The 17393-nt window shown below is 35.3% G+C and carries 16 protein-coding genes; all 16 read right to left on the bottom strand.

Going from position 1 to position 17393, the window contains the following annotated elements; translation table 11 throughout:
- Window positions 1-4 precede the first annotated feature (4 nt).
- The 16 genes from D2K40_RS00520 to D2K40_RS00445 all read right to left on the bottom strand — a co-directional run bounded on the left by D2K40_RS00520 (window position 5) and on the right by D2K40_RS00445 (window position 17379).
- Window positions 5-325, bottom strand: coding sequence for a YlxQ family RNA-binding protein (locus tag D2K40_RS00520; protein WP_117151875.1), 321 nt, complete (start codon window positions 323-325; stop codon window positions 5-7).
- Window positions 318-599, bottom strand: coding sequence for an RNase P modulator RnpM (gene rnpM, locus D2K40_RS00515; protein WP_117151873.1), 282 nt, complete (start codon window positions 597-599; stop codon window positions 318-320). The genes D2K40_RS00520 and rnpM overlap by 8 nt, the downstream gene beginning before the upstream one ends.
- Window positions 600-613: 14 nt before the next feature.
- On the bottom strand, window positions 614-1729 hold the full coding sequence (gene nusA / locus D2K40_RS00510; protein WP_117151871.1) for a transcription termination factor NusA: 1116 nt from the start codon (window positions 1727-1729) through the stop codon (window positions 614-616).
- Window positions 1730-1742: 13 nt separating this feature from the next.
- Window positions 1743-2210 carry a ribosome maturation factor RimP gene (gene rimP / locus D2K40_RS00505; protein WP_117152420.1) on the bottom strand — a complete coding sequence of 156 codons (468 nt, stop codon included), beginning with the start codon at window positions 2208-2210 and terminating at the stop codon, window positions 1743-1745.
- Between the two features lie 418 nt (window positions 2211-2628).
- Window positions 2629-6921, bottom strand: a complete 4293-nt coding sequence (locus D2K40_RS00500) for a PolC-type DNA polymerase III (RefSeq protein WP_117151869.1) — start codon at window positions 6919-6921, stop codon at window positions 2629-2631.
- A 115-nt stretch (window positions 6922-7036) separates the two neighbouring features.
- The gene (locus tag D2K40_RS00495) at window positions 7037-8749 is read right to left on the bottom strand and encodes a proline--tRNA ligase (RefSeq protein WP_117151867.1); all 1713 of its coding nucleotides are present in this window, start codon (window positions 8747-8749) and stop codon (window positions 7037-7039) included.
- Window positions 8750-8780: 31 nt separating this feature from the next.
- Window positions 8781-10037, bottom strand: a complete 1257-nt coding sequence (rseP, locus tag D2K40_RS00490) for an RIP metalloprotease RseP (RefSeq protein WP_117151865.1) — start codon at window positions 10035-10037, stop codon at window positions 8781-8783.
- Window positions 10038-10116: 79 nt separating this feature from the next.
- On the bottom strand, window positions 10117-11262 hold the full coding sequence (gene dxr, locus D2K40_RS00485; RefSeq protein ID WP_117151863.1) for a 1-deoxy-D-xylulose-5-phosphate reductoisomerase: 1146 nt from the start codon (window positions 11260-11262) through the stop codon (window positions 10117-10119).
- A gap of 22 nt (window positions 11263-11284) precedes the next feature.
- Window positions 11285-12076, bottom strand: coding sequence for a phosphatidate cytidylyltransferase (locus tag D2K40_RS00480; protein WP_117151861.1), 792 nt, complete (start codon window positions 12074-12076; stop codon window positions 11285-11287).
- An 89-nt stretch (window positions 12077-12165) separates the two neighbouring features.
- Window positions 12166-12936 (bottom strand): isoprenyl transferase, encoded by a 771-nt coding sequence (locus tag D2K40_RS00475; protein ID WP_117151859.1) that lies wholly within the window; start codon window positions 12934-12936, stop codon window positions 12166-12168.
- Window positions 12937-13255: 319 nt separating this feature from the next.
- Entirely contained in the window at window positions 13256-13813 is a 558-nt protein-coding gene (gene frr, locus D2K40_RS00470; RefSeq protein ID WP_117151858.1) for a ribosome recycling factor, read from the bottom strand.
- Between the two features lie 2 nt (window positions 13814-13815).
- Complete coding sequence (gene pyrH, locus D2K40_RS00465; protein WP_117151856.1) at window positions 13816-14538, bottom strand: UMP kinase; 723 nt, start codon at window positions 14536-14538, stop codon at window positions 13816-13818.
- Between the two features lie 131 nt (window positions 14539-14669).
- Window positions 14670-15554 (bottom strand): translation elongation factor Ts, encoded by an 885-nt coding sequence (gene tsf, locus D2K40_RS00460; protein ID WP_117151854.1) that lies wholly within the window; start codon window positions 15552-15554, stop codon window positions 14670-14672.
- A 109-nt stretch (window positions 15555-15663) separates the two neighbouring features.
- Window positions 15664-16398, bottom strand: a complete 735-nt coding sequence (gene rpsB / locus D2K40_RS00455; protein WP_117151851.1) for a 30S ribosomal protein S2 — start codon at window positions 16396-16398, stop codon at window positions 15664-15666.
- 158 nt (window positions 16399-16556) lie between these two features.
- On the bottom strand, window positions 16557-17060 hold the full coding sequence (locus D2K40_RS00450) for a DUF6115 domain-containing protein (RefSeq protein WP_117151849.1): 504 nt from the start codon (window positions 17058-17060) through the stop codon (window positions 16557-16559).
- 10 nt (window positions 17061-17070) lie between these two features.
- Complete coding sequence (locus tag D2K40_RS00445; protein WP_117151847.1) at window positions 17071-17379, bottom strand: hypothetical protein; 309 nt, start codon at window positions 17377-17379, stop codon at window positions 17071-17073.
- Window positions 17380-17393: the final 14 nt, after the last annotated feature.

The following is a 17393-nucleotide window of genomic DNA, read 5'->3' as shown; positions in this document are numbered from 1 at the left end:
ACATTCACCCCCGAATAGATTTATCGAGCAATGAGGTTATTTTAGAAGCGAAACCTTCATCTAGAACAGCAACTGCCACTCTACCAGACTTACCGATTGCTTGTGATAACGTATCTCTGTCGTCAACGATTCGAAATGGTACATTATAAAAGTTACATTTATCTGTAATCTTCTTCTTCGTTTGAGGACCAATATCGTTTGCTAGCAAAACCAATTTCGCTTGTTTTTTTTGGATATCTCGAACAATTAATTCTTCACCTAACGTCAATTTACGTGCACGATACGCTAAGCCAATTAAGTTGAGATAACCATTCCCCTTACTCAATATCCTTCCCTTCAATCACTTGCTTCAATTGTTGATAGACTGTGTCATTCACTTTTGTTTGTAAGTGACGATCTAAAACATTTGATTTTTCAGCCTTTTGTACAACTTCTAAATCTTTTGAAATATAAGCTCCACGGCCATTCTTTTTACCTGTTGGATCTACGAAAACTTCACCATCTTTATTATGAACAATGCGTATTAGTGCATCTTTTGGTTGCATCTCTTGTGTAACAATACATTTACGAAGAGGAATTTTTTTATTTTTTTTAGGCATGAATTCATTTCTCCTTAATCAAATAAATCTTCATCTTCATTAAACAATAACTCGCCGTCAACTTCATCATTCTTGCGTTCTGAAATTAAACCAGCAGCACGAGCATCACTTTCACTCTTAATGTCAATTTTCCACCCGGTTAACTTTGCAGCCAAACGAGCATTTTGACCTCTTTTGCCGATTGCTAATGACAACTGATTATCAGGCACAATTACTGTTGTAGCTTTATCATCCTCAGAAACGAGAACTTCCACTACTTTAGATGGACTTAACGCATTGGAAACATAAACAACTGGATCTTCTGACCACTCAACAATATCAAGTTTTTCACCTTTTAATTCATCAACAATCGTTTGAACACGTTGTCCTCGTTGACCCACACATGAACCAACTGGATCAATGTCAGTATTCGGTGCATAAACTGAAACTTTAGATCGATCACCAGCTTCTCTTGCAACAGAACGAATTTCTACTGTACCATCGTAAATTTCTGGTACTTCCATTTCAAATAAACGCTTCAATAAACCTGGATGAGAACGAGAAACAAAGATTTGTGGACCTTTATTCGTGTTCTCTACCTTCGTTACAAATACTTTAAGACGATCATGAACATGGTATTCTTCAGTTGGCATTTGTTCTGCTTCTGGTAGTTTAGCTTCTACTTTACCAAGGTTAACATATACAAAGCGTGGATCAACACGTTGGATAATCCCATTCATAATATCTTCTTCGCGATCAACATACTCATTAAAAATTACACCGCGTTCTGCTTCACGAACACGTTGCGTTACAACTTGTTTAGCTGCTTGAGCTGCGATACGCCCAAAATCTCTTGGTGTTACTTCCATTTCAATCACATCGCCTAATACATAATTAGGGTTCAATTCTTTAGCCTGCTCAAGACTAATTTGTTGATTATTATCATCGACTTCTTCAACAATTTCTTTACGTGAAAGAACACGCATACTCCCTGTTTCTTCATTCAAATCAACACGTACATTCGTTGCAGAATGAAAGTTCTTTTTATAAGCGGAAATTAGCGCTGCCTCTAACGCTTCCATTAAAACATCTTTATCAATACCTTTTTCTTTCTCCAAATATTGAATGGCATCAAAAAGCTCACTACTCACTATTTCTCCCCCTTTAATTAAATGTTACTGCCAATCGAGCATTTGCAATTTTTTGATAAGGAATAGTTGTGTCTTTCTTTCTAGCTTTATCTCTTACCTCAATTGTAACAAGTTCATCCTCAAAAGCTTTTAATACACCTTCAAAAGATTTAGCACCATTTATCGGTTCATATAATTTAACATATATGGAATGCCCGATATGGTTAATGAAATCCTGTTTATTTTTGAGTGGACGCTCAGCGCCCGGAGATGAAACTTCTAAGTAATACGGAACTGTTACAGGATCATCAGCATCCAATTGTTCGCTTAATTGCTCAGATACTTGCCCACATTCCTCGATATCAACACCACCTGGTTTATCAATGAATACACGAAGAAACCAGTTTTTTCCCTCTTTCTCAAATTCAATATCAACAAGTTGTAGATTCAACTCTTCTAGAATAGGTTGAACAAGTTGTTCAGTTTTTTCTGTTACTTTCATGCCCAATTAAATCGCCTCCTTCTATTTCAAGTGCATTCAAGCGTTTTTTCTAATTGTTCCGTTATATACTTTATACATTCTAGTTTACACATTTCTCTCTTTTTTAATAAATACAATAAATGAATTATGTAACCAATCGATTTTAACTTAGATATAGAATTGGATAACGGAAATATAAAACCCTTGCCATAAAATCAGCAAGGGAACAACGTTACGTTCATACTAAAACACTTCAAGAAAACACTTTAAAATAAATATCCTAGTACAGACTACTTGCTTGTAAAAGGATAATGGTGTAAAGAAAGAGTGGGTTCCCCCACTCTTTCTTCTAACGTATCAACTCGTACCTCAATAAATATAACATATTACTTGACGTCGTGCAAGAAATAGTGGAAAAAGATGTTATGATCAAACCAAATTAGAACAATGAAAGTTGATTTTTGTCTTCCATTCCATCTAAAGTTCCGTGGCTTTCTAAATACTCTAGAACAGTTTTAGAGATTCTGCTTCTTTCTCGTAAATCTTCTTTTGACAGAAACTCTCCTTGCTCACGTGCTTTGACGATATTTAATGCCGCATTTGTACCAAGTCCATCTACAGCATTAAATGGTGGTGTTAATGTATCTCCTTCTACAATAAAGTCTGTAGCACTTGAACGATACAAATCCACTTTTTTGAAAGAAAAGCCACGTTCATTCATTTCTAAAGCTATTTCTAATACTGTTAATACACTTTTTTCTTTCGGTGATGCATCATTACCTTTTGCTTGAATCTCTTCTATACGCTTTCGAAGTGCTGTCGAACCTTTTATCATTGTATCCAATTCAAAATCACTTGCACGTACAGAGAAGTATGCAGCGTAAAACAGGATTGGGTGATGCACCTTGAAATATGCAATTCTAACAGCCATTAAAACATATGCTGCAGCATGTGCTTTTGGAAACATGTATTTAATTTTTTTACATGAGTCAATGTACCAGTCAGGAACATTATTCTTCTTCATTTCGACAATCCATTCGTCTTGGAGCCCTTTACCCTTACGCACAAATTCCATGATTTTAAAGGCTAATGATGCATCAAGTCCTTTATGCATCAGATAAACCATAATATCGTCACGGCAACCAATTACGTCGGGTAAACCACAAATCCCTTGGTTAATCAATTCTTGTGCATTACCAAGCCATACATCAGTTCCATGAGATAATCCTGATATAATTACTAACTCTGCGAATGTTTTTGGTTTTGTATCCTCTAACATTTGTCGAACAAATTTCGTTCCAAATTCCGGAACTCCTAAGGTTCCTGTTTTACACATGATTTGATCAGCGTTCACCCCTAATACTTCAGGACCTGAGAAGATCTTCATCACTTCTTCATCGTCTGTTGGAATTGTTTTTGGATCAATTCCACTCAAATCTTGTAACATTCGAATCACAGTAGGATCATCGTGTCCAAGTATATCCAGTTTCAACAAGTTATCATGAATAGAGTGGAAATCGAAATGCGTTGTTTTCCATTCGGAATTCCTGTCATCAGCCGGAAACTGAATTGGTGTGAAGTCATATATTTCCATGTCATCAGGTACAACAATAATTCCACCCGGGTGTTGACCAGATGTACGTTTTACTCCAGTACACCCTTGCACAAGTCGATCTGTTTCAACATTTTTAACTTGCATTTGATGATCACTGGCATACCCCTTCACATAACCATAAGCTGTCTTTTCAGCAACTGTTCCAATCGTTCCGGCACGATATACCTTATCTTCTCCAAATAAGACTTTTGTGTAATTGTGTGCTACAGGTTGATATTCACCTGAGAAGTTCAAATCAATATCAGGTACTTTATCCCCTTTAAAACCAAGAAATGTTTCAAATGGTATATCTTGTCCGTCTTTACGCATGTCGGTTTCACAAGATGGACATGCTTTGTCAGGTAGGTCAAAACCACTACCTACAGAACCATCAGTAAAAAACTCATGATAGCGACACTCAGGACAAACATAGTGTGGTGGTAATGGATTAACTTCTGTGATTTCAGTTAAAGTCGCAATTAGAGAAGAACCTACCGAACCACGTGAACCTACTAGATACCCATCATCTAATGATTTTTTTACTAGCTTATGTGAGATCAAATAAATAACAGCAAAGCCATGACCTATAATACTTTTCAATTCTTTTTCTATTCGGTTTTTGACTAAGTCTGGTAAATCGTCTCCATATATATTTTTAGCAAAATTATAACTCATCTCACGAATTTCTTCTTCAGCACCATCAATATTTGGTGTATATAGATCTTCTTTAATAGGCTTAATTGAATCTATTCGATCTGCTATAGCCTGTGTATTATTTACAACAATTTCTTTAGCTTTCTCCTGACCTAAAAAGTCAAAACAAGCAATCATTTCATCTGTTGTGCGAAAATGTACATCTGGCAACGTCTGTCGACTTAATGGGTTTCCACTTTGAGAAGAAACTAATATCTTTCGGTACAACTTATCTTGTTCTTCTAAATAGTGAACATTTCCCGTTGCTACACATGGCTTATTCAAGCGTTCTGCGAGCTGGACTAAGTTACGTAATATATCAAAAATCTGCGCTTCGTTTTGTACAAGCTCCCGTTCAATCAACGGATAGTAGTTAGCTGGTGGTTGAATTTCAATATAATCATAGAAAGCTGCAACCTTCTCAGCTTCAGTTTGTGATTTTTGCATCATCGTTTCAAATACTTCACCTTTGTCACAACCTGAACCAACTAAGATCCCTTCACGATAAGCTTGCAATTTTGAACGTGGAATACGTGGGACACGATAAAAATAATCGATATGAGCCAAAGATACAAGTTTATATATATTCTTTAAACCAATTTCATTATGTGCAAGTAATGTGACATGAAACGGCCTTGCACGTTGATACGCATTTCCCTCTCCCATATGAAGATTAAAATGGAGATGATTTGTTATTTCCTTCTCACTTGCTGCTTTAATTAGCTTCCATAATAAATACCCTGTTGCTTCGGCATCATAAATCGCGCGGTGATGTTGTGTTAATTCTATATCAAACTTCTTACACAAAGTATTTAATCGGTGATTTTTTAATGATGGTAACAAAAACCTTGCAAGCTCTAATGTATCAATTACAGGGTTTACTGATTCTTCAATTCCAGCCTTCTCGTAACCTTGATTTAAAAATCCCATATCAAAGCTTGCATTATGAGCGACTAAAATATCTTGTCCACACCATTCATTAAAATCAGCTAACACGGTATCAATCTCAGGTGCATCCTTAACCATATCATCTGTAATACCTGTTAGGTCAGTGGTTGTCTGTGACAATGGATGATGTGGATTTGCAAATGATTCGAATCGATCAACAATATCTCCGTCTTTTATCTTAACTGCCGCTAATTCAATTATTGTGTCATAAACGGCTGACAGACCAGTTGTTTCAACATCAAATACTACATAAGTAGCACTTGCTAAGTCTAGATCTTGTTCATTGTAAGCAATCGGCACACCGTCATCAACAATATTTGCTTCTAATCCATAAATAACTTTAACCCCATGCTTTTCACCAGCAGCGTATGCTTCTGGGTAAGATTGTGCTACAGCATGATCCGTAATAGCAAATGCAGAATGTCCCCAAGAAGCTGCTTGTTCAATTAGTTTAGATGCAGTAACAACAGCATCCATTTGACTCATAGTTGTATGAGCATGCAACTCGACACGCTTTTCACTTTCTGGCGCTTGATCTTTTCGCTTCTCAACTTTTATTTCATTGATATCGTTTAACATCATTGTTAACTCATTAGTGAAGGTATCAGTTTGCACACTACCTCGTACTTTAACCCACATACCTTTTTTTACAGATTTAAATTTCTCCGCATCTTGATCCCCTTTTGAGAACATCTTTAGTGAAAAAGAATCCGTATAATCTGTCACTTTAACAATTAATAAATGTCGTCCAGAGCGCAATTCTCTAATATCTACATCAAAAATATATCCTTGCATCACTATTCGACGTTCTTCTTCTACTACTTCCTTCATTGGTGTAGGTTGATCATTGATTCTATAGCCAATCAATAACGGTTCGTTCGAGTCGCCTTCCTTCTTCTCTTTAGCACGAACTTCTTTATCTTTAACTGCTCTTTGAACCAATTCTTTATCTTCTAGTGCTTTTTGCTCTCTAAATTTCACTATATCTTCAATCTCTGTTTTAGCATCAATTAATAAGGTATAATTCCCGGCACCAATCTGTTCACAATAACTACGAAAAGCTGGTTCTAATCTCTTTTTTAGGGCAGTTGCCTCTGCATCATTCCTAGCAGTTAATATCAGCTGATTCCCCTTAACTTGAGGTCTTTGTTCTTGTACTAGATCTTTATATGCGGGTGAGAGATCTTTAAAGGATCCAATAAAATCTTGCCAATACGCACTAACTTCATCATCAACTAAGCTTTTATTTTCTGCATAGATTGTCCACTTTACTGTAGCAATGTGTGAGAATGTTTCCTGTAATTTTATATAAAAAAGTCGGTATATTTTTGCAGGTAATACTTGCTTTACCTGAACATGAAAGTGCCATAACTTTTCTTTCTTGAACACTTCTAACTTTGTTAATTGACTATTTGTAAAATAACTATCTATCTCTTCTTGTGCCATATTTATTTGATCTAATAGTACTTTCATTTTATCATTATTAGATATACTCATTTTTGTCCTCCTACCCATTACCCTGAAACCATAAAAAAAAAAGCTTCCAACTTAATATTTTACTATTTTAAAAAACCCTTGTCACCCATTTAGGGACAAGGGTTTTTGGAAATAATTATGATAATAAGCTTTTCACATATGAAATAACATCATCTTTATGACACTCTGACTGTTCACCACTTACACGAATTTTACACTCAACAATGCCCTCGTCTGCACGCTTACCTACTGTAACACGGTAAGGAATTCCAATGAGGTCACTATCTGCAAATTTAACACCAGCACGATCAGTTCGATCATCATAAAGTACTTCTATTCCTTGCGCTTTAAGATTAGCATAAAGTTGATCAGCAAGTTGCTTTTGCTCATCTTTTTTACTATTTAACACAAGTAAATGTACCTGGAATGGTGCAATTTGACTTGGCCATGTAATCCCTTTTTCGTCATGGTATTGTTCAACAATAGCTGCTAATGTTCGGGATACACCGACACCATAACAACCCATAATCATAGTGGATGCTCTTCCTTGATCATTTAAGAAGCTAGCTCCTAATTTATCCGCATAAAATTCACCTAATTTGAAAACTTGTCCAATTTCAATCCCTCTGGCAAATTGAATCTGACCTTTTCCATCAGGTGAAGGATCACCTTCTTGAACAAAGCGAACATCTGCATATTTTGCTTCTGGATCAAAATCGCGTTCTGGATTTACATTAACATAATGATAACCATCTTGATTAGCACCACATGTAGCATTTACTACATATCGGACTGCAAAATCAAAAATGACATCTACCTCTTTATTCTTAACGTCTATTGGTCCTATTGAACCAAAACCAGCACCTAAAATCTCTTCAACATCCGCTTCCGTTGCTAATTCGACTGTAGTTGCTTGGTAGAAGTTCTTTAATTTAATATCATTGACTTGATGATCTCCTCGCGTGACAACCAATAAGAATGTTTCATCTACTTTATAAAGTAGAGACTTTAATCCTTTAGCTAATGGATGCTTTAAATAATCCGCTACTTGCTCCATCGTCTTTTGGTTAGGTGTAGCTACTTTATCTAGCGGCAGTAGTTCTTCACCGGATTGGTCATCGTCAGCCTGGTCTAAAACCTGTGCCATTTCAATATTAGCAGCATAAGAGGAAGTATCTGAAAACGCGATAGTGTCTTCGCCAACTTCACTTAACGCCATGAATTCATGCGTATCTTTTCCTCCCATTGCACCTGAATCAGCAATTACTGCTCGGAAATTTAATCCAAGTCTTGTAAAGATATTTGAATACGCCTCATACATCTTATCATACATCTCATCTAAGCTAGCGTAAGATTCATGAAAGGAATAGGCATCTTTCATAAGAAACTCACGGCCACGTAATAAACCAAACCTTGGTCTTTGCTCGTCTCTAAACTTAGATTGAATTTGATACACAGTGAGCGGTAACTTCTTATAGCTTTTCACTTCATCTTTGATCAAGCTCGTAATGACTTCTTCATGTGTTGCGCCTAATGCAAACTCTCTTTCATGACGATCATTCATGCGCATTAATTCCAAACCAAACGCATTCCATCTTCCTGTTTCTTTCCATAATTCGGCTGGTTGTAATGCAGGCATTAACATTTCATTCGCCCCAATATTATCCATTTCATCACGAACTATTTCTTCAATCTTTCTTAATACACGTTTTCCTAATGGTAAAAAGCTATATATTCCAGATGCTGTTTGACGTATAAAACCTGCACGTAATAGCAGTTGATGGCTAGCGATATCCGCGCCTGCTGGTATTTCTTTTAGTGTTGGTACTAGCGTTTGACTTTGTTTCATTTAAATTTACACCTCTTAATTAGTTCATTTCTTATAAGAATAAACGTTGAATATCATTCCATGTTACAACAATCATTAATAGCATTAGTAAAGCAAATCCAACAAAGTGAACTATTCCTTCTTTTTCTTGCGAAATTGGCTTACCACGAACAGCTTCAATCCCAACAAAAAGTAGTCTACCACCATCAAGTGCTGGTAATGGCATTAAATTAATAATACCTAAGTTTACACTTAATATTGCTGTCCACATTAAAAATGTCATAAATCCACTTTGAACAACTTGATCTGTTGCATCATAAATCCCAACTGGTCCAGAAAGCATGTCAATTGAAAATTCACCAGTAACTAACTTCCCTAGATTGACAAGGATTAGTTTTGACCATTTATATGTCTCTTCAATACTATAGGGTATAGCCTTCACAATAGACTTTTCCATATATTGCATGACACCCAATTGACCAACAACTTGCTCTTGTGCTTCTATCGTACGTGGTGTTACAGCAAGATCCAGTTCTGTTCCATCTCTTAGAACAGTCATAGAAAGCTCAGTATCAGGATTCTGCCTAACAGTTTCCTGAAACTCAGTCCAGGTGGTAACTGGTTGACCTTCTATACCAATTACCTCATCGCCAGCCTCAAATCCTGCTTGTTCTGCTGGGCTATCCGCCTGAATACTACCTAACTTTGCCTCTTCTGTCGGAACACCTTGTGAAAATCCTAATATAGCAAAGATTACAACCGTAAGAATGAAGTTCATCATCGGACCTGCAAATAATTGCATCGCTCGTTGTCTTTTTGTTTTCGAAGCAAATTGACGATTAAAAGGAGCAATTTGTGTTTCCACTTCATCCATTACATAATCAGCATTTGGATCAACTGGAAAGCGTAATTTTTTGTCTTCTCCAATATCGTAACCCTCTATTATCAGATCATGTTCTAAATCAGCTTTTTCTACTTCAATAACCTGAGCAGATGGATGTTTTGATTTATTATTGATAATAATTTTGCTAACAGCTTGCGCTTGATTAAATTCAAGGCCAATATGTTGACCGGGCTTTAATTCAATAATCTCTGGATCTTCTCCAGCCACACGAACGTAACCACCCATAGGCAACAATCGAATTGTGTATAAGGTTTCTTGTTTTTTAATAGAAAAAACTTTTGGTCCAAATCCAATCGCAAGTTCTCGTACTAGCATCCCTGCTCTTTTAGCAAAGATAAAATGTCCAAATTCATGTACGAACACAAGCAGTCCGAACATTAATATAAATGCAATAATAGTGTTCAACAACAGCACTCTCCTTCTGCTTCACTTTAACTCTTATCTCATTCTTACCTACTTTTGTAATAGTATAACGTAATTCAGTCTATTTGACACTGGAAACAACTCGTTTTCTCGTCTCCTTGTCAATAACTTGAATGGCTTCTAACTCTGGATGATCTATTACATAGTGTTGAGTCAATTCATTTTCTACTAATTTTTCAATTTGTAAAAATGATATTTTTTTTTGTAAAAATAACGAAACTGCTGCTTCATTCGCAGCATTCAATACTGTTGGCATTGTTCCACCAGTCTTACCAGCTTCATAGGCCATCTTCAAACATGGGAAACGTTCAAATTTCATCTCTTCAAAGTGAAGTTTTCCTATTTCAATTAAATCAAGTGAATTTGTCTGAGGTAAAGGTAATCGCGATGGGTAAGTTAATGCATATTGAATTGGTGTACGCATATCGGTTGTACCTAATTGTGCCATTATGCTTTTATCATCAAATTCTACCATAGAGTGAACAATACTCTCTTTATGTAAGATTACATCAATCGCTTGATAACTAACACCAAATAACCAATGTGCTTCGATTACTTCTAATCCTTTATTCATCATTGTTGCAGAGTCAATCGTAACCTTAGCACCCATACTCCAATTTGGATGCTGTAATGCATCTTCTAGTGTAACATATTCCAATTCGGCTCTTGTTTTATCTCGAAAACTTCCACCTGAAGCGGTTAAAATTAATCGATTAATTTCTTTGTTATTTTCCCCTTGTAAACATTGAAATATGGCTGAATGCTCACTATCAATTGGTAACAGGTGTACTTGGTGCTTTCTTGCTTTTTCCATTACTAAATGACCAGCAGTTACAAGTGTTTCTTTATTTGCTATTGCGATCGTTTTGTTCGCCTCAATCGCTCGTAATGTTGCATCAAGTCCAACACTTCCTAGGACAGCGTTGACTAGTATATCTGTCTCACAATCCATACTAACTTCTATCATACCTTCGTTCCCAACTAAAATCTCACTAGTAGCATATTCCATTTCTAAACGTTGTAATGTTTCCCAATCTTGTACTACTATCTTTTTTGGTTTAAATTCTTTGATCAACGGTATTGCTTTAGCAATATTTTTCCCAAATGCAAGAGCATGTACAGTGAACAGGTCCTGATGTTGCCTGATCACATCTAGAGTTTGCAATCCAATCGAACCGGTAGCTCCAAGTAATGTTATATATTTCATCTTGCACGCTCCCTATTTGATTCTATGAAACAAACTGAATAAAATGCAAAAATGGAAAGACGAAAAGCCAACTATCAAATCGATCTAATATCCCACCATGACCAGGTAGTAACTTGCCAGAGTCCTTGACATCATAATACCTTTTAAAAGCCGACTCCACTAAGTCCCCAACTTGTCCAAACATACTAGCAAATACTGTCACAATCAAGACAACAAACATAGAAGAATGAACTGGGAAAATCAATTGAAAAATAACAGCTACAATACAAGCTAACACTATCCCGCCAATTGCACCTTCTATCGTTTTATTCGGGCTAATTTCTGGCCAAAGTTTTCGCTTACCAAATGCTTTACCGCAAAAGTACGCACCTGTATCAGTAGCAAGAATAATTACGATACCATAAAAGATATATTCTAAACCAATTTCTCGTGTTTCCATAAAATAATAAAAACCTAATCCTACGTAAATTGCTGATATGACTATAAAACCAGCATCTTCAAATGTCAACTTATTTTTAACAAGTACCGTATAGCCTAACAAAACCAAAACTATTAGCAACATGATTTCGGAATTATCAATTTTAAATTGTAAAAAAAACGATTCTTGATTAACTTGTAACAATAAAACCCATAACAAAATAAAAGAAAAAATTGTTGGAATTGGAAAACGTGTCATCTTTCTCATCTGTAACAGTTCCAACAAACCAATTGACCCAATTACAAACATAATTAATTTAAATGGAAGTCCGCCTATAATAACAAGTGGAAAAAATAACAAAATTGCTATAATTGCTGTAATAATTCTAATTTTCATCTTTTTGTCAACACCTTAACGTTTAGACTGTATTGTATTTATGAGATCAAGATAATTACTTTTTTCAACTTTAAATAATTAAAGTTTTTTTACAAGCCACCAAATCTACGTTTACGATTTTGATAATCAATTAGCGCTTGTTCAAAAACATCTTCGTTAAAATCGGGCCAATAAACATCTGTGAACCAAAATTCAGTATATGCGGATTGCCATAATAAAAAGTTACTTAAACGTTTTTCGCCACTAGTACGAATCAATAAATCAGGATCTTTTAATTCGCTAGTAAATAAATACTTTGATAATACTGATTCATCAATAGCATCTATCTCATACTTCTTATTTTGTACATCTTCAGCAATATGCTGTATTGCTTGTACTATTTCATGTCTACTTCCGTAATTCAATGCTATATTTAATATCAGCCCATCATTATCTTTTGTCTTATCTATAGCATGCTCTATGGCACGCTTTGTGTGGTCCGGTAATAGGTCAAACGCACCGATTGTCTTAATTTGTACGTTTTCTTTAATCAAATCTGGTAGGTAAATATGTATAAACTCTTTTGGTAATTGCATTAAATAATCGACTTCTTTTTTTGGTCTTTTCCAATTTTCAGTTGAAAAAGCATACAAAGTCAAAATCTTTATATGGTGCTTATTTGCAACCTGAACAATTTTTTTAACATTATCCATTCCTTCTTTGTGACCTGCGAACCTGGGAAGCCCTCTTTTTTTAGCCCAGCGTCCATTCCCATCCATAATAATTGCAATATGTTCTGGTAAATTAATCGTATGATTTATTTCATGTTCTATTTTATTTGTTTGTTTTTTTTTAAAGAATGGAAATTTAAAAATCGACATAATTTGTCCTCCGTTGTGTGTAAAACTTAACACAATCATTCCAGATAGATGTTTGTTTAAAATTAGTACGTGTTCAGAAAGGTGCCCAATCAGAAGCAAAGAACCGAGATGCGGCGCTTATGATTTGGTGATTTTTTGAACATCACCATTAGATTGAGTACAAGTAAAGCATATCTTTTACCAGTTTACCACGTAATGCTTTAGGACGCACTAGCAAATAAAAAGCTCTTATGTATATTTATTAAAATGTGAAATGTTAACATATAAAAACCCCCTATATGCAGAGGGTTTTTAACTTACATTTATTTGATTGTTTTTGTCAGACTTCCATGATTTCTTTTTCTTTTGCTTTAACTAATTGATCAATTTCAGCTATATGTTTATCTGTTTCTTTTTGGATATCCTCTTGAAATCCTCTTAATTCATCTTCCGTAATATCACCATTCTTTTCATCTTTCTTTAGTTGATCATTTGCATCACGACGAATATTACGAATCTGAACCTTAGCTTCCTCAGCATATTTTCCTACCACTTTAACTAAATCTTTACGGCGTTCTTCTGTAAGTGTTGGAATGTTAATGCGTACGACATTACCATCACTAGATGGTGATAAGCCTAGATCAGCTTTTTGAATCGCCTTTTCAATTTCCCCAATTGATGATTTATCAAAAGGTGAAATCAATAATAAACGTGCTTCTGGTACTGTTATAGTAGCCAGTTGATTTAATGGTGTTGTAGCACCATAATAATCAACATACACATTATTTAATAATGCAGGATTTGCTCGCCCTGCTCTAACTGTTGCTAACTGCTTTGAAAAAGACTGAACCGCTTGTGACATTTTAGAATTCGTATCTTTAATAACTGCTTGTGACATTTTTATCTCCCCTTTATTATTGTTCCAATTTGTTCGCCAAGTACAGCGCGTTTAATATTTCCTTCTTCCATAACTGAAAAGACTAGTAACGGGATATCATTATCCATACATAACGATGATGCAGTGGAATCCATGACACCAAGACCGTCATTTAACATTTGTAAATAAGAAAGCTCTTCGAATTTTTCAGCATCTTCATTAAGTGTTGGATCAGATGTATAAACACCGTCCACATTATTTTTTGCCATTAGAATGACATCAGCTTCAACTTCAGCTGCTCTTAATGCTGCTGTCGTATCTGTAGAGAAATAAGGGTTACCCGTACCAGCTGCGAAAATTACAACACGTTTCTTTTCTAAATGGCGAATTGCTTTACGTCTAATGTAAGGTTCAGCAACTTGTCTCATTTCAATCGAGGATTGAACACGCGTTGGAATACCTTGGTTTTCCAAGCTATCTTGCAATGCCAAGGAATTCATTACTGTTGCAAGCATTCCCATGTAATCCGCATTTGCACGATCCATGCCCATTTCACTTCCAACTTTGCCACGCCATATATTACCGCCACCTACTACAACGGCAATTTCTGTGCCCAATTCTGCAATTTCTTTAATCTGAACAGCTATTGATTGAATTACACTTGGTTCAATTCCATAACCCTTTTCTCCACTTAGTGCTTCTCCACTTAACTTTAATACAATTCTTCGGTAGCGGGCATTCGTCATAATAACCTCCATAATATGTATTTTATCAGCAATTTATCATGTGAATTTATCTAAGCCTAAACAAAAGAGAACACCATGTGTTCCCCATTGTTTAAGTTACATGTTTCACAACATGCTTACGTGAAATCATCTTATTTTTTAACTTGGCTCATTACTTCTTCAGCAAAGTTGTCTTCGCGTTTTTCCATACCTTCTCCAACTTCATAACGAACAAAGCCATTTATAGTTGCACCTTTATCAGCAACTAGTTTTTTAACTTTTTGGTCAGGATCTTTAACAAAGTTTTGCTCTAACAAACAAATTTCTTCAAAGAATTTGCCTAAGCGACCTTCAACCATCTTTTCAACAATGTTCTCTGGTTTTCCTTCGTTAAGCGCTTGCGTTTTCAATACTTCACGCTCTTTTTCAACTTCTTCAGCAGAAACAACGTCACGAGATACATAACGTGGGTTTACAGCAGCAATATGCATTGCAACATCTTTAGCGAAATCAGCATCAGTAGTACCTTCTAATACTGTTAATACACCAATATTTCCACCCATATGAATATAAGCACCAAAAGCATCATTATCTGTCTTTTCAAAAATTGTAAAACGACGTAATGATAATTTCTCGCCAATTTTTGCAATATTAGAATTGATAAATTGTTCTAACACTTCACCCTCACCATGTAAAGGCTGTTGAAGCGCTTCAGCTACATCCGCTGGTTTTTGAACTAATAGGTGGTTACCTAATTCTTGTAATAACGTTTTAAATTGATCATTTTTTGTAACAAAATCAGTCTCACAGTTAACTTCTATTAATACAGCTGTATTACCATCAACTACGACATGAGCAGAACCTTCTGCTGCAATACGATCAGCTTTTTTCGCAGCTTTAGAAATACCTTTTTCACGAAGAAGATCAATTGCTTCCTCCATATTTCCATTTGTTTCAGTTAGAGCTTTTTTACAATCCATCATACCTGCACCAGTTGTCTCACGTAATTCTTTTACCATTTGTGCTGTTACTGCCATTATATTTCCTCCTTTAGGTTGTCCAAATTAATGCATTTTTTATTAAATGCCTTTTTCTGAAAAAAGGTGATAAAGGGTTACCCCCTTATCACCCCTTAAAATCTTTGAATTATTCGCTTACAGCTTCCGCTTCTTCAGAAGTTTCTACTTCTTCCATAACTTCGCCTTGTTTTGTTTCTAAGATAGCATCTGCCATTTTACCCGTAAGAAGTTTTACAGCACGGATAGCATCATCATTTGCAGGGATTACATAATCAATTTCATCAGGATCACAGTTTGTATCTACAATACCTACGATCGGAATATTCAATTTATGTGCTTCTGCAACAGCGATTCGCTCTTTACGAGGATCAATAATAAATAAAGCATCAGGAATTTTTTTCATTTCTTTAATTCCGCCTAGGAACTTGTCAAGACGCTCTTTTTCTTTTAATAAATCTACAACTTCTTTTTTAGGAAGAACTTCAAATGTTCCGTCTTCTTCCATACGTTCAATTGATTTCATACGATTAATACGTTTACGAATTGTTTCGAAGTTTGTTAATGTTCCACCTAACCAACGTTGGTTGATGTAGTACATTCCAGAACGAATTGCTTCTTCTTTAACAGACTCTTGTGCTTGTTTTTTTGTACCAACAAACAAAATAGTTCCGCCATTTTCACCAATTTCTTTTACAAAGTTGTACGCTTCATCAACTTTTTTCACTGTTTTTTGCAAGTCGATGATGTAGATGCCGTTTCTTTCCGTAAAGATATACTTTTTCATCTTTGGATTCCAACGACGTGTCTGGTGACCGAAATGTACACCAGCTTCTAGTAGTTGTTTCATTGAAATAACTGCCATGATTTGTTTCCTCCTAATAATTTGGTTTTTTTCCTCCGCTTATTTCATTTTTACAGAAAAACTAATCAAGTGATCAGCACCATTCCCATAATCCATAAGCGTGTGTGATTAACACCAAAAGTAACTATACCACAAGAAAAATGTGCAATCAAGCAATTTTAACTGTTTTTTTGATGAAATTTTATCATTAGCTCGATTTCTGTTTTTCCACAATCTAATTTTCGAGCAATTGATTCAATTGACTCTCCCTGATTATGTAATGAAAGTACTTGTGCAGATAAAGACCTCTCAACAATGTCCTGTTGATCATTCTCAATTGGTGGCTGATAACTTTTACTTTCATTTGTTTTCAAAGATGGCGAAGAATCAATAGGTGAAACATTTTTTGTTTTTTCTCTAGATGTTGTTGCAACAGCATCTGTTATAAGATCCTCTTTTTTTTCTGTAACATTTGGGTTGCGTTTTAGTGTATCCAAAAATTTTTCATTCTCTTCTCTAATTTCTAACAAATAAACAGCTAATAATTCTTCCATTTCTTTTTGTTGTTGACTCATTTGTGTTTGTATATCATCTGGTTGTGCAATACGATCTTTCAAAACTTTAATAATGATAAACGTAACGGCATGTAGTAAAAAACTAATTAACAGTAAAAAATATAACATATTACCCCTCTTAACCATTGATATCAATTCGTTTACCAAGAAACGGATGTGTTATTGCTTGTTGAACAAATTCCATTTTATTGGCATTGTCTTGGGAATTTTCTGAAGTACTTTTATGCTTTCTCTCTTCACTATTTGATAGATTTGCTTTTTGATTCAAATCATTGACTGTTTTTCGTTTCACCTCGTCCTGTGCTAATTGTTGGTTAGCAAGAACATTTTGCATGAATTGACCTCTTTGTTGGAGTTGCTCTTGAATCCTACTCGCATCTTGAATTCGTGGAAGTACGACTTGCATTTCAACTGCTTTCCAACTCATATAGACCGCATCCT

The sequence above is a fragment of the Paraliobacillus quinghaiensis genome, from assembly GCF_003426025.1.
GTDB lineage: Bacteria > Bacillota > Bacilli > Bacillales > Amphibacillaceae > Paraliobacillus_A > Paraliobacillus_A quinghaiensis.
Note: the sequence above shows the minus strand (reverse complement) of the source record. Positions and strands in the feature narration are given on the sequence as shown.

What these genes read in the sequence shown, in the direction of transcription:
- D2K40_RS00480 (WP_117151861.1), bottom strand. Translation starts at nt 12,076, where the DNA reads ATGAAAATTAGAATTATTACAGCAATTATAGCAATTTTGTTATTTTTT.
- D2K40_RS00450 (WP_117151849.1), bottom strand. Translation starts at nt 17,060, where the DNA reads ATGTTATATTTTTTACTGTTAATTAGTTTTTTACTACATGCCGTTACG.
- frr (WP_117151858.1), bottom strand. Translation starts at nt 13,813, where the DNA reads ATGTCACAAGCAGTTATTAAAGATACGAATTCTAAAATGTCACAAGCG.
- rimP (WP_117152420.1), bottom strand. Translation starts at nt 2,210, where the DNA reads ATGAAAGTAACAGAAAAAACTGAACAACTTGTTCAACCTATTCTAGAA.
- dxr (WP_117151863.1), bottom strand. Translation starts at nt 11,262, where the DNA reads ATGAAATATATAACATTACTTGGAGCTACCGGTTCGATTGGATTGCAA.
- rnpM (WP_117151873.1), bottom strand. Translation starts at nt 599, where the DNA reads ATGCCTAAAAAAAATAAAAAAATTCCTCTTCGTAAATGTATTGTTACA.
- D2K40_RS00500 (WP_117151869.1), bottom strand. Translation starts at nt 6,921, where the DNA reads ATGAGTATATCTAATAATGATAAAATGAAAGTACTATTAGATCAAATA.
- D2K40_RS00475 (WP_117151859.1), bottom strand. Translation starts at nt 12,936, where the DNA reads ATGTCGATTTTTAAATTTCCATTCTTTAAAAAAAAACAAACAAATAAA.
- D2K40_RS00445 (WP_117151847.1), bottom strand. Translation starts at nt 17,379, where the DNA reads ATGAGTTGGAAAGCAGTTGAAATGCAAGTCGTACTTCCACGAATTCAA.
- tsf (WP_117151854.1), bottom strand. Translation starts at nt 15,554, where the DNA reads ATGGCAGTAACAGCACAAATGGTAAAAGAATTACGTGAGACAACTGGT.
- rpsB (WP_117151851.1), bottom strand. Translation starts at nt 16,398, where the DNA reads ATGGCAGTTATTTCAATGAAACAACTACTAGAAGCTGGTGTACATTTC.
- D2K40_RS00495 (WP_117151867.1), bottom strand. Translation starts at nt 8,749, where the DNA reads ATGAAACAAAGTCAAACGCTAGTACCAACACTAAAAGAAATACCAGCA.
- pyrH (WP_117151856.1), bottom strand. Translation starts at nt 14,538, where the DNA reads ATGACGAATGCCCGCTACCGAAGAATTGTATTAAAGTTAAGTGGAGAA.